Source organism: Pelorhabdus sp. sgz311002, from assembly GCF_056134285.1.
In genome coordinates this window covers 328,927-341,384 of record NZ_JBWBCL010000001.1, presented here as the reverse complement: position 1 = coordinate 341,384, position 12,458 = coordinate 328,927, and the positions used below count along the sequence as shown (strand labels likewise).

The following is a 12,458-nucleotide window of genomic DNA, read 5'->3' as shown; positions in this document are numbered from 1 at the left end:
TCTTACCTTTACGGCAAGGAGAGAGAGGCAATCAATTCGTTCATTTCGACATAAAGTGGCTGCAAAAAAAATCCATACTGTAAAGGCAAACGGAAATTTTTTGTACCATCCCCTAGATAGAGAAAATTCCTATCGCTCCATAACGTACCAACTTCATAAGCTTGCCGCCAGTCGTAAGAATCACCTAACCAAACAATTTCATAAGAGCCTCGCTTCGGACTCGCCACAGAAAAAAGCGGCGCTTCCTGGCGCTGCGTTAATTGGGTTAACTGCCCTTGAGCAGTCCAAAGACCGCATAAAGTGACTGCCAGAAGCAGAAATGCGCCTCGATAAAGCAGTTTCCATTGATTCATGATTGCCTCCTACTAGTTGCTAGTTGTTAACCTTTTTATTCTACGGCTTCGCCCCGGCTTCAATTAAATCGGCTAGTACATCTCCTAGTATTTCCATACTGCGCGAGGCTTCTTCCAAAGAACTTTCTTCGCTGCCTACTTCAAGTAGCAACGCTCGCGGATGCAGATGCTGGTTGTATCGCCAGTCTTCCAGCTTAATGCCGCGACACAGGCCAGGATACTCCTTGTTTAATTTCGCTTCAATCTGTTTAGCAAAAGCATGATTCTGCTGCCAGTGGGGCTGGACAAGATCAGGCCGTCCTACAGCAACAATGATCAAAATACGGGCTGTCGGCACACCCTGAATTGTCGTTGTCACGTTTTCTCGTTTTTGTGCATCACGATGAATATCGAAAACCATTTGCAAAGAAGGATGATCATTCAGCATTCTTTGCAACGTGATTTCCGACAAATTATAAGCCTTCATAAAGGACGGATAATCATGAACAGCGCTGCTTTGCACAACGCCAACCCCTCTATTCTCCAGCCGTTTACTTAAAGCAGCGCCAACTTGTACAATATCGCCTTTTTGACCGCCCGCGCTATGGGAACTACCGGAAGAAGGAATGAAGGATTCCGAAGTATGGGTATGATAAATACCAACAAGCGGTTTACCTTCTTTACCACTCAAGGAGAATTCAAATTTAGGTAAAGTCTCAGTACTATTAGCACTGAGAGTTGCCACTTCGCTATGGGTTAATCCTGCCAAAAGCGGAATTTCCCGCTGCAAAATCGACCGAATATCTTCTGTATCAATATCAGTAAATAAGAGCAGCGCCGAACGCAATCCCTTGGTCGGTGAAAAATGGTTTTTCTCCGCTTCCGTCGAAGGCTTGGGCAAACTTCGAGCAAACCCAGGTACGCCGGCGCCTAACAGATCCCGCCCTGAGGCAAGAGTTCCGAAAAAAAAGGAAGACTTTGCTTGTCCGACTGAAGGCCCCTGAGCCAGAACCAAAGCTGTTTCCGGTGCAAATGAATCACACCAAAAGAAAAAGCCGCCAGCTAAAAAAATCGCCGTAAGCAAAGACAGTACTATAATACAAAGATAGTCAGGTTTTCGCAGCTTTTTGCGGCTTCGTCTTCTCAAATTGATCTCCTCCCGCGTCAGATTACCTGTACTATATATGCGCTAGGAGGAGCACCTATGCTCTATTGCAGATAACGATGAATATTTTTATAGTCGATTCCCTCATGCAGTGCTTGATTAATCGCACCGGCCACAATGGTAGCAATATCTTGAATCATCCGATCAATTTCTTTCGGCGTAACCATCAAATCCCCTAAAAGATCAGGAAGAATCTGCCGAACTATTACATGCTGCTCTGCTTCCGAAAGGGTGGCCATACTTTTAAAATAGCGAGCGAATGCGGCGTGCTCTTGCAAAACCTGAATGGTATCCATGGCAATCGTTGAAGCATGAATCACCGTAGGAACGCCAATGGCAATAACCGGAACCCCCAAAGAAAGCTGAGTAAGACCAAAACGCTTGTTTCCCACGCCTGATCCTGGATGAATTCCGGCAGTACTAAGCTGAACCGTAGTTGCTACACGACTGCTAGCGGCTGCCGCGAGTGCATCTACAGCAATCACCGCAGCGGGCTTCACTTCAGCTACAACACCTTGAATAATTTCAGCCGTCTCCATACCAGTTAGGCCTAAGACACCGGGGGCAAGCGCACACACCAACCTAACGCCGCCGGCCAATTCCGGTGACAATAACGTTTCCAAATGTCTAGTGACAACAATCTTGTCAATCACTCTTGGGCCTAACGCATCAGGCGTCACATTCCAATTTCCCAGACCGACGACAAGAACCACACCTTGCTTAGAAATTTGGAGTAGAGAAGCAAGTTCTTGCGCTACGGTGTTCATTACTGAATCTGCTAAGGGCGTGTTTTTATAGCGAAGCCCTGGCGCTTCCACCGTAATATACATACCTGTCGGTTTTCCCATCGCTTGCTTCGCTTCATCTGACGCAATATGAACCCTAGTAACAGTGATTTCTTCTTGTTCTTCTGTCTCTACATTTAGACCCGGAATTTCCTTTCCCGTAGACCTTGTCACATTTTCTCTTACTTCAACGGCCAGATCGGTCCGCAAACTTCCTTGATCCACCACAATGACTCCTCCTGTTTTATTTCTAGAGTATCCCATCTCTTATCGCCTTATCCGAGATGCCCTTCATAGATTATAATTTGGGATTTGTTGCTTGCATTTTTACTTTGTCCATGCTAAAATATCTTAGGTAATAGATCATAAGGAGGTGAACAACTTGCCAAATATTAAATCTTCTGTACGTAGCGTAAAAACCGATAGCGAACGTCGTCAGGCTAATGCTTCGGTCAAATCTACTTTGAAAACCGCAACGCGCAAAACTACCGAAGCCATTGCTGACGGTAAGGCAGATGAGGCGAAATCCCTCCTAGCTCAAGCAACAAGCAAAATTGATAAAGCTGCTGCCAAAGGCGTTCTTCATAAAAATGCTGCGGCTCGTAAAAAGTCCCGCTTGGCTCACAAAGTAAACGCTTTAGCACAATAAAAATAGGCAATATAACAAAACCTGTCTTTTACTGGCAGGTTTTTTATATTGCCTATTTTTATTATTTATATTGCATCAATGGCATAAAAACAAAATGATTTTTTCTAATGAAATTAATTCTCGACTAAATTTCAAGTCTTCGTCGGCTTCTTTAAGAAGCTCCATGGCCTTGTTTAACTGCGTTAAAGAAAAGGACCGGCTTTGTCTTATCAGCTTATCAGCCACAAAGGACGGCAGCTTTAGTTCTTTCGCTACTTCCTTCGCCCCCCATCCTTCCTCTAATAGAGCCTTAGTCTGATAAAGCTGTCTGGTATGACGAGCTAACAGTCCCAGAAGTTTCAGGCGTGGTTGACCACTTTCAATTTGATCCGCTAAGACAGCTAGGGCCTGAGCCACATCTTTGCGGCTCATTGCTTCCGTCATCGCAAAAACAGACATTTCCGGCACATTCGCCAAAAGCAACTCTACATCTTGCAGTGTAATCATCGATTTTGTACCGATAAATAACAGCAGTTTTGTAATTTCCTGATCTAAAAACGATAAAGAAGCATGGGGCATCAAGGACACTGCCGCTAAAATCGCTTCTAACGCTGCCGCTTCAATCTTTTTTCCTCGTTGACGTATCTCTGCTTGCAGCCATTGAAATAATTCCTGCCCCTTTAACGGCACAGCTTCAAAAACAACCCCGGTCTCACCGATGAGTTTATAGGCCTTGCGCCGTTTATCAACTTTATCATAGGCGGCAAAAATCACTGTCGTTTCTGGTGGCACTTGCTTTAAAAGTTTCAAAAAAGCTTCATCTTTTTTAGCTGTCCCTTCGCCATCTGCCTTTTTCCCAGCACTAAAAAACCGCGTATTGCGAATTAAAATAACATTTCTACCACCAAAAAAGGATATAGCGGATACCATTCCGGCCAGTTCTTCTAGCGACGGATCCTGATCGAAAACAGTCAAATTCATTTCCTGATCGTTGGGCGGAACCAGTCCATTCACAAGCGTCTTTTGCAGCTTGTCAAGTAAATAGACTTCATCACCATGTAATAAGTACAAAGAATAAATCTTCCCTTGCTCTAGTTCTTTTTGTAAAACTCCTACGGTCATAAGCTTTCTCCTACTTTGTTTCTGATCTGATAAATGGCTCTATCCGCACTTGATCCCTGTCAATCAAACAATGAATGGCTCCCTGTAAATCAGTACGAAAAATTTTAATATGCTGCGCCTGCAGCCTCGCTAATGTTTCGGCATGAGGATGCCCGAAATGATTTTGATAGCCTACGGATATTATAGCATATTGCGGTTGAAGGGCTTGCAAAAAATCGGTACTAGAGGCATTCTTTGAGCCATGATGCCCCACTTTTAGAACAGTCACAGGTGCAAGCGGCTTTTCCAATAAAGCCTGCTCTTCCTCCTTTTCTAAATCACCTGTAATAAGAAAACTTACCTTGCCGCAGTTGATACGATATACAACGGAGTGTTCATTTTCTTTTTTCCCCTCGTCTCTACCGCCACTCTTGGCGTGAATTACTTCGATGGAAATATCGTCAAAAGAAAAAACCTGCCCTTCCTGCGCAAAAATAATTTGATTATAATTTACGGCCTTCTCTAAAGCCTGAACTGGTAGTGACGGCGGTTCTTGGGCTAAAACTACTTTCTTTACAGGAATCTTTGCCGCTACCGCCGCTGCCCCGCCAGCATGATCGGCATGGCCATGAGTTAACATGAGATAATCTAAACAGCGAACGCCGTAATGGCGCAGATAAGGAACAACCACCTTATCACCTACATCAAAATGTGGATTTTCACCAACAAGTCCACCCGTATCAATTAAAGCAGCATGTCCCTGCGAGGATATCACTAAAGTTGCATCACCTTGGCCAACATCAATAAAGTGAACTGACGCTGGCCCTGGATACCAATAAGCGTAACTAAATACACCACTAATCACAAGTAGGGCTACGATAACGAGCAGACGCCCACGCCGCCACAGAGTTTTTGCCGCAGGAATCGCCGCCGGATGATAACCAAATAGATAAAAGAGGCCACCATAGTAAAAAAGCGCAGCGCCAAAAGAAAAAACAGGAAGATACAGGGGAGGGCAATATAGGGCTAGTTTTTGCACTAGAAATACGCTAAGCCCGATCAAACAGGCGCAGACTACGAACAGCAAACGATAGAATAAATAGAGACTAGGCAAAAACCAAACAAAAAGTGAGCCGAGCAGCCCCAGTAAAACCGCCATTTCTAATAGAGGAACAGCGACAAGGTTAGCGACAAAAGAAGCAACCGGAAAAACAGCAAAATAGTAAGCAATAAACGGCAAAGAGGCAAGTTCGGCCGCCAACGTCACCGCAAAAGATAGCGCTACAGGACGAGGCAACCAAGCAAGTTTTACTGCAATCGGCTTATAGAAAAATAAAATCCCCCCAGTAGCGCTAAAAGAAAGTAAGAAACTCACATCATAAATCCAAAGAGGCTCATAAATCAGTAATAAAAGTGCCGTTAAAGCAAAAGCCTGTGAACTATCTTGTTCCCTCCCAGCTAAGATAGCACCAAGACCGGCCAGAGCCATAAGGAGCGACCGCAGCACGGGAGCGCAAAAACCAGCAAGCAAAGCATAAAAAAAGATGAGAAAAGCGCAGATCCAAACGGTGATTTTGCGCCGAATATGACAAAAAGAGCAGATCAAAATGACGGCGCCGCCAATCAAAGCAATGTGAGAACCTGACACTGAGAGGATATGAATAATACCCGTCGTAGAAAAATCATCAATGACCGCTGAAGATATACCTGCATAGCCGCCAAACATCATCGCTGTTAGAAGCGCCGCATCGCCTGGGGCTATGGCTTCATTCAGCTTATCGGTAATTTGTTTACGCAACTTTTCTAGCAATACAGTAAGACTATTCAGGCCCTTCTTCTCGCCCTGAAGTGACTTAGCCAAAAGCGTAGCTGTAATCCCTTCTGACTTCAACGTAATTTGAACATCGCTTCTCCCAGGATTTTGATAACCATGCGGCAGCAAAAGCTTACCTTTAGCAATAACTATATCACCATTTGAAAAAACAGGCTCTCCTGCTTTCTGCTTAATAAATAGGCGCAGACCACCTGATGCCTTTTGCCAATGATCCTTGCCCGCTACTGCTTGAACTCGGCACCAATACTGTCGCTCTACCAGATCGTCTTCAATCTGCCGCTCCTGCGGCAGATCCATTACTTCTCCCCTTACGATTCTCTCGCCAGAAAAATGGCTAATATCATCAGAAGCAATTGCAAGGGCAAAAGTCATTAGCGTAACACCGACAACAAAACAAAGTGGAAAAAAGATTTTATAGGCTAAAGTAATCTTTTTTTGATAGGCAAAGTAGCTTTCTAAACCGACTAAAAGCAAAAGACAATAGCCGAGTTTCCAAAGGCTAAGATATGATGCTATGTAATGCTGGCACCAAAGCCCCATAATAAACGAGACAGTCAACGGCCAAATCATCGCCCTGCCCCCTATAAAGAAAGTTGATTTTGCATTTTTTTGATTTTATGCACCGTAAACCCTTTGACATTTGCCAACATATCTAACGAAGAAAAATTGCCATGGACTTGACGATAAAAAATCAGTTGGTCCGCCATAGTTGGCGTCATCCCTTTCACAGTTAAAAGTTCTTCTTTCGTTCCCGTATTGACACTTATTAATGTCACTAGATTTTCCGTCTGACTTTCTTCGACTCCGGCATTTGTCCTTACTTTTGGCGCCGCCTTTTCATGACGAGCTGGTACATGAATATGCATTCCATCCTTTACTGGTTTCACCAAATTAACCTTGCTATCATCTGCTTCCGGGGACAATCCTCCCGCAAGCATAAGTGCTTCGCTCACCCTTTTTTGTGTCGTAAGCGGATATACGCCAGGGTGATTTACGGCACCAGTAATATAAACATAAGCCTCCTTTCCCATTTTGGCACTTTTAGGTGCAGAATTTTCGGTCAAGCTTGTCACTGTATTGCCAGGATCGGCTTTCGATCCAGGTGAGAAAACAAAAGCTGCGCCGACAGCCAGCGTTAAGAAAACAACACCTAAAATCAAACGTTTCTGATACGTATCCATCGTCATCGACTCCCTTATTGGATTCAGTCGTTTGTTAGGGGTTATAGTTCCACTTCGCTTTTTTTCAAAAGATCCCTATATATTTTAGCGTTTTTATAAAAAAAGCTGTGGCAAACTTAGCTTCAAGTTTGCCACAGCTCTAATAAAATTCTATATTATTTTACTACAATATTAACAAGTTTTTGGGGCACGCAGATCATTTTTACGATTTGCTTACCGTCAATTAGCTTCTTAACTTTTTCTTGTTCCAAAGCAAGCTCTTCCAAGGCTTTTTTATCAAGATTTGCTGGTACAACAAGTTTATCTCTAACTTTGCCGTTAATCTGTAATACAATTTCTACTTCTTCTAACTTTAATGCGTCCGCATCATATTTCGGCCAATTCTGCTTATGAATACTGCCTGCTTGTCCTAACTCAGACCATAACTCCTCCGTGATATGCGGTGCAAAAGGCGCTAAAAGCTTGACCAGCGAGGTAACCACTTCGTAAATTAAACCACTGTTCCCGCTTTCCTGCTGATCCTTAAAGGCATAGAGAGCATTTACTAATTCCATAATGGAGCTAATCGCGGTATTGAAGTTGAAGCGATCACCAATATCGTCACTTACCTTTTTGATTGTTTGATGAAGTACCCGACGCAATTCTTTTTCGGCTTTTGTGAGTGTAGCAACGTCATAGCCAGGTTCTGCTTGCAGTACTACGTCCTGGTAATGAGCTACAATGCGCCAGAAACGACCTAGGAAACGGAACGAACCTTCAACCCCCTGATCACTCCACTCAAGATCTCTTTCCGGCGGCGCCGCAAACAGAATAAAGAGTCGCGCTGTGTCAGCACCATATTTAGCCACAATTTCTTCTGGTGAAACAACATTGCCTTTTGATTTAGACATTTTCGATCCGTCTTTAATTACCATGCCCTGGGTCAAAAGGTTTTTAAAAGGCTCATTTACATTCAAGAGACCGGCATCAGCCAAAACTTTCGTAAAGAAGCGCGAATAAAGCAAATGCAATATAGCATGTTCAATCCCGCCGATATACTGATCCACAGGCGACCAATAATTAGCCTGAGAAGAATCAAAAGGACCCTTTTCAAATTTGGGGCTTGTATATCTAAAATAATACCAGGAAGAACAAATAAAGGTATCCATGGTATCGGTTTCCCGCCGTGCTTTGCCGCCACATTTCGGGCAAGTGCAGTTAACAAATTCTTCGACTGTCGCCAGCGGTGACAATGCGCCCTGATTAAAATCTACATTTTCAGGTAAAAGCACTGGCAAATCTTCTTTTGGTACAGGTACTACGCCGCATTCTGGACAATAAATAATCGGAATTGGCGCTCCCCAATATCTTTGACGAGAAATCAGCCAGTCACGCAAGCGGTAATTTGTACGACTACTGCCGATTCCCTGTTCTTCAAACCATTTAGCAATAGCTATCTTACCGGCTTCATTATCGAGACCAGTAAATTCACCAGAATCAACCATTGTACCAGGTCCACTGTAAGCTTCTGTCATCGTATCGACGGTTAAAGCTTCACCGGCAGGCTGAATTACAACTTTAATAGGCAGATTATATTTCTTCGCAAAAATAAAATCGCGTTCATCATGAGCTGGAACACCCATAACAGCGCCAGTACCATATTCAAACAGTACATAATTTGCAACCCAAATAGGCACCTGCGCCCCAGTAAACGGATGAATCGCATAAGCGCCTGTAAAAAGACCTTCTTTTTCCGTGTCACCAGAAGTTCGATTTACTTCGCTAAGTCCTTTTACTTTTTCCACAAAAGCTCTAACGGCCTCAGCCTCCTGCTTGCCAGCAATCAGTCGTTCCACAAAGGGATGCTCTGGCGCTAAAACAATATAGCTTACGCCAAACACTGTGTCCTGACGCGTTGTATAAACAGAAATTTTTTCGCCAATTTCTGGCGCTTCAAACGAAAATTCAGCCCCCGTACTTTTGCCGATCCAATTTTCCTGCATTGTTTTAACTCGTTCCGGCCAGCCTTTGAGCTCTGTTAAATCTTCTAATAATCGATCTGCATAGTCGGTAATTTTTAAGAACCATTGTTCTAAATTCTTTTTGACCACGACTGAATCGCAACGCCAGCAATGACCATCAATAACCTGCTCATTGGCCAGTACTGTATTGCAATCGTCGCACCAATTAACTGCCGCTTTTTTCTTATAGGCTAAGCCTTTTTCGTAAAAAAGCAAAAAGAGCCACTGAGTCCAGCGATAGTAATCAGGATGACAAGTAGCTACTTCTCTTTCCCAATCATAAGAAAGACCCAGCTCCTTTTGCTGACGGCGCATATTAGAAATATTATCCCATGTCCAGTCACCTGGGCGCAGGCCATGTTTAATTGCTGCATTTTCTGCAGGCATGCCGAAAGAATCCCACCCCATAGGATGTAAAACACTGTAGCCCTGCATGACCTTATGGCGGGCAATGACATCACCGATAGAGTAATTACGAACATGGCCCATATGCAGATTTCCTGAAGGATAAGGAAACATTTCTAAAACATAGTATTCCGGTTTTTGCCTGTCAAGCTGTGTTCGGTAAGCGCCTTGATCAGCCCATGCCTGTTGCCACTTTGGCTCAATCTCGGCAGGTACATATTTTTCGTTCATTGCGACAGCCTCCAAATATATAGTAAATGAGGAAAAACAAGAAATCCCCGGCTGAACAGCCAGGGACGAGTGTACTCGCGATACCACCCTAATTAGCGATTCGATCGCTTTCGAGTCCGGTAACGACGGCCTCCCGTCGACGGTTCTCACGCCGCCGCTCCTTTGCATCCAGTCTGGCAGGAAATCTATCTCAGCAAAGAATCGCCAGCTTTCTGCTAATTCGACAAACCTTACTGCTCTAATTGAAACGGTTATTGCATATAATTATATAGCAATCTTTGACATACTGTCAAATACTGCAGCTAGGTTTTACCTAGTCGGACAGATACTCATAGTCAGGAGGTAACGTCATGTATAAGTTGATTATTGGCACAGTGAGAGTTACCGTATTTGATGATGCGATCGGTCGTGACCAAGCCGCATCCTTAGCCAAGGATGCGATCGCAACAGCAGGAGCTCAAAACAAATTGTTAAGCCAGGTAGAAATTCATCTCGATGAGTCAGGCCCCTCGGTAAGGACAACGGAAAAAAGCGGCTGTCGCTTTACGCGAAAAAGCATTAAGCAAAGCATGCTTGATACAATCGAAACAACGGTTCAGGAAAAACTAAATCCTTCAGGCAACTTTGGCAATCGCGAGCTTTGGTATGATAATGATACAGGACAAGAATGGCACGGCAGCTCCGTCAACGACGCCAGAGAGGAAGTCTTAAAGGCGTTTGAAGAATGGGTGACTTCACTAAAATAAAAAAGGCTATTACAGCAAAAGCAGCTTTCCTATATAAAATAGAAAAATGCTTTAGTGCAACAACCTACTCGATTATTCTACAACTTCTCCGGCAGCTCCAAATAAAGCAGAGCCCACACCTTCCATGCCTTTTACAGTCATACCTTCCATAATTAAACGTTTTAACGCCGCGCGGCCACGATGCAGTCGTGCTTTGGCTGCACTTAATTCAATGCCAACAATTTGGGCTGCCTGCACAATCGTTACGCCTTCTAAGTCATGCAGAACAAGCAAAACGCGTTGTGTCTCAGGCAATTTAGCGATGGCTTGGCGTACCAAAAATTGCTTATATTTTGTTTCGCACATTTTATCAGGATCTTCATTGGGTCGTTCAATCGGCAAAAGCTCATTTTGCAGCATCGAGTCCTCAAAAGTAACATGATGTTTAATTTTCTGACGTTTTTTCCGAAAAGTAAGACATACATTAGAAGCCAAACGATATACCCAAGTATACAAACCTGACTGTCCGCGAAATTTCGGTAGCGATCTATTTACTTGAAATAAAATCTCTTGCAAAGCGTCCATAGCATCATCGTGATTACTGAGCATCTGATACGCTAAAGAATATAAACGACCTTGATATTCAGCAATAAACAGCTTTAATGCCTCATCGGTATCGCCCTGGCCATAGAGGGCAAGAATTCTATTTTCCACAGTCAATTCCTTACTGTCCATAAGCTCAACTCCTCCTTACCCAGAGCATTCTCTTTAAAGCAGCGTCTTGCCGCAAAGCATTTTAAGTAAACAACAATTATTATATCAATATTTTTTCCAGACAACAACTATTTAAAAATAGACTTAGTGCAGTAACCGACCTGAAGAAACATCTACGGCGTCCTCCCAAGCGTTCCCGAGAAAGTCATCGATGCGAATCATCGTTTTTAGATAATCGATTCCTAGTAAACCAAACAACATAAATAAAGAACTGCACGTATTGTTACTTTCTCCCGTCATAAGCAGATTGCTGATTTGCTCTTGAAATAAAGAGTTAGCGGAAAAGGAACTTTGCTTTAAAAACGCAATTAGCGAACAACTAGGTTCCACGGTAGTCAAAAAAAGAAAGTTTCCCTTTTCTCGCCGTAACACCTCACCAATCGTTCGTCCCCAGCGAAAAGAATGTAATGGCGAAAGGCCCATAGATAAAGGAACAACAGGTACATCGCCTTGCGGAAATAAAAATTGAAGCGGTACAGTAATGGCAGCGTCAAGACCATAAACAACAGCTTCCGGAAAGAGCAAATTCTTTTTCCCAGCATTTAAAAGCCGCTTTGCTAAGTCAGAGTCGCCAGGCAAAGGATAATGGCTATTTGTCTGGTGCTGCGCTGATGTATCAATAAAGAATGAATCAGGACTTCGCCATTGGTCAGAAACAACCACAGCAGCAGCCACATTCCAGGCCTTCAAGCGAGTTCCTAAATCGCCTAACGCCTGTATTACCATGGAAGAACGATCTTTTGCCGCCTGCTCTAATAATAGTGGGGCAGGCGGTAACATAATACTATAAATATTGGAAGTCGATACAATCACAGGTTTCCCTCCCTGCGGTCAATCATTTAATTTTTATTAGAAAAAAAGCGATAATCCAAACTATATTTACCACCGCCGCTAAACAAAACAAGAATCATAAGCAGACTATCTTCAATCGCTGGCGCCGCAGCAAAAAGGCCTTTACTAACAAGCATCGTCGGAGCAGCAACAAGTAAAGTCGCTAAAATCATTAATGCCCCGAGCCGAGTAAACAAACCGAAGAAAATAAAGATACCTCCCAACAATTCAAAAACTGCGGCAATGAATCCCATAAAAGCGGGGGCAAAAGTAAATCCAAGCACGCCAATCATTGAACCAAGCTTTGCCCAGCCAGCCTCGCCTCCCATAATTTTGGGACCGCCATGAACAAAAACAAACATGAAACCAATAAGTAAACGAACGACAAATAAAGCCTCATCTCTGTTTTCATCAAGCCACTTTACCAAATTTTGCATTTTTTTCTCTCCTATCGTTTGTAATCAAA

At 43.5% G+C, this 12,458-nt stretch carries 12 protein-coding genes; 2 read left to right on the top strand and 10 right to left on the bottom strand.

Going from position 1 to position 12,458, the window contains the following annotated elements; translation table 11 throughout:
- Positions 1–8 precede the first annotated feature (8 nt).
- The 3 genes from AC0NJP_RS01740 to gpr all read right to left on the bottom strand — a co-directional run bounded on the left by AC0NJP_RS01740 (position 9) and on the right by gpr (position 2,510).
- Entirely contained in the window at positions 9–353 is a 345-nt protein-coding gene (locus tag AC0NJP_RS01740) for a hypothetical protein (RefSeq protein ID WP_474698575.1), read from the bottom strand.
- A 40-nt stretch (positions 354–393) separates the two neighbouring features.
- Positions 394–1,479: a stage II sporulation protein P gene (spoIIP, locus tag AC0NJP_RS01735; RefSeq protein ID WP_474038290.1), complete on the bottom strand. Its 1,086-nt coding sequence runs from the start codon at positions 1,477–1,479 to the stop codon at positions 394–396.
- A gap of 62 nt (positions 1,480–1,541) precedes the next feature.
- Positions 1,542–2,510: a GPR endopeptidase gene (gpr, locus tag AC0NJP_RS01730; RefSeq protein ID WP_474698574.1), complete on the bottom strand. Its 969-nt coding sequence runs from the start codon at positions 2,508–2,510 to the stop codon at positions 1,542–1,544.
- A 154-nt stretch (positions 2,511–2,664) separates the two neighbouring features.
- Between gpr and rpsT the strand changes: the two genes are divergently transcribed.
- Positions 2,665–2,931, top strand: coding sequence for a 30S ribosomal protein S20 (rpsT, locus tag AC0NJP_RS01725; RefSeq protein ID WP_474038288.1), 267 nt, complete (start codon positions 2,665–2,667; stop codon positions 2,929–2,931).
- Positions 2,932–3,006: 75 nt separating this feature from the next.
- On the opposite strand, the gene holA is transcribed toward rpsT, so the two are convergent.
- The 4 genes from holA to leuS all read right to left on the bottom strand — a co-directional run bounded on the left by holA (position 3,007) and on the right by leuS (position 9,662).
- Positions 3,007–4,032, bottom strand: coding sequence for a DNA polymerase III subunit delta (holA, locus tag AC0NJP_RS01720; RefSeq protein WP_474698573.1), 1,026 nt, complete (start codon positions 4,030–4,032; stop codon positions 3,007–3,009).
- A 10-nt stretch (positions 4,033–4,042) separates the two neighbouring features.
- A complete protein-coding gene (locus AC0NJP_RS01715) occupies positions 4,043–6,415 on the bottom strand; it encodes a DNA internalization-related competence protein ComEC/Rec2 (RefSeq protein ID WP_474698572.1) in 2,373 nt (790 codons plus the stop codon).
- An 11-nt stretch (positions 6,416–6,426) separates the two neighbouring features.
- The gene (locus tag AC0NJP_RS01710) at positions 6,427–7,026 is read right to left on the bottom strand and encodes a ComEA family DNA-binding protein (protein ID WP_474698571.1); all 600 of its coding nucleotides are present in this window, start codon (positions 7,024–7,026) and stop codon (positions 6,427–6,429) included.
- Between the two features lie 155 nt (positions 7,027–7,181).
- On the bottom strand, positions 7,182–9,662 hold the full coding sequence (leuS, locus tag AC0NJP_RS01705) for a leucine--tRNA ligase (protein ID WP_474698570.1): 2,481 nt from the start codon (positions 9,660–9,662) through the stop codon (positions 7,182–7,184).
- A 350-nt stretch (positions 9,663–10,012) separates the two neighbouring features.
- Between leuS and AC0NJP_RS01700 the strand changes: the two genes are divergently transcribed.
- Positions 10,013–10,408, top strand: a complete 396-nt coding sequence (locus tag AC0NJP_RS01700; protein ID WP_474698569.1) for a hypothetical protein — start codon at positions 10,013–10,015, stop codon at positions 10,406–10,408.
- A gap of 72 nt (positions 10,409–10,480) precedes the next feature.
- Here the strand turns inward: AC0NJP_RS01700 and AC0NJP_RS01695 are convergent, their stop codons facing one another.
- The 3 genes from AC0NJP_RS01695 to AC0NJP_RS01685 form a co-directional block, all read right to left on the bottom strand.
- On the bottom strand, positions 10,481–11,122 hold the full coding sequence (locus AC0NJP_RS01695) for an RNA polymerase sigma factor (protein WP_474038282.1): 642 nt from the start codon (positions 11,120–11,122) through the stop codon (positions 10,481–10,483).
- 123 nt (positions 11,123–11,245) lie between these two features.
- Positions 11,246–11,974, bottom strand: coding sequence for a DODA-type extradiol aromatic ring-opening family dioxygenase (locus tag AC0NJP_RS01690; protein ID WP_474698568.1), 729 nt, complete (start codon positions 11,972–11,974; stop codon positions 11,246–11,248).
- Positions 11,975–12,000: 26 nt separating this feature from the next.
- On the bottom strand, positions 12,001–12,429 hold the full coding sequence (locus tag AC0NJP_RS01685; RefSeq protein ID WP_474038280.1) for a DoxX family protein: 429 nt from the start codon (positions 12,427–12,429) through the stop codon (positions 12,001–12,003).
- Positions 12,430–12,458: the final 29 nt, after the last annotated feature.

Coding starts and splice junctions, on each gene's coding strand:
- AC0NJP_RS01740 (WP_474698575.1), bottom strand. CDS start 353: ATGAATCAATGGAAACTGCTTTATCGAGGCGCATTTCTGCTTCTGGCA.
- holA (WP_474698573.1), bottom strand. CDS start 4,032: ATGACCGTAGGAGTTTTACAAAAAGAACTAGAGCAAGGGAAGATTTAT.
- AC0NJP_RS01715 (WP_474698572.1), bottom strand. CDS start 6,415: ATGATTTGGCCGTTGACTGTCTCGTTTATTATGGGGCTTTGGTGCCAG.
- AC0NJP_RS01710 (WP_474698571.1), bottom strand. CDS start 7,026: ATGGATACGTATCAGAAACGTTTGATTTTAGGTGTTGTTTTCTTAACG.
- leuS (WP_474698570.1), bottom strand. CDS start 9,662: ATGAACGAAAAATATGTACCTGCCGAGATTGAGCCAAAGTGGCAACAG.
- AC0NJP_RS01700 (WP_474698569.1), top strand. CDS start 10,013: ATGTATAAGTTGATTATTGGCACAGTGAGAGTTACCGTATTTGATGAT.
- AC0NJP_RS01695 (WP_474038282.1), bottom strand. CDS start 11,122: ATGGACAGTAAGGAATTGACTGTGGAAAATAGAATTCTTGCCCTCTAT.
- AC0NJP_RS01685 (WP_474038280.1), bottom strand. CDS start 12,429: ATGCAAAATTTGGTAAAGTGGCTTGATGAAAACAGAGATGAGGCTTTA.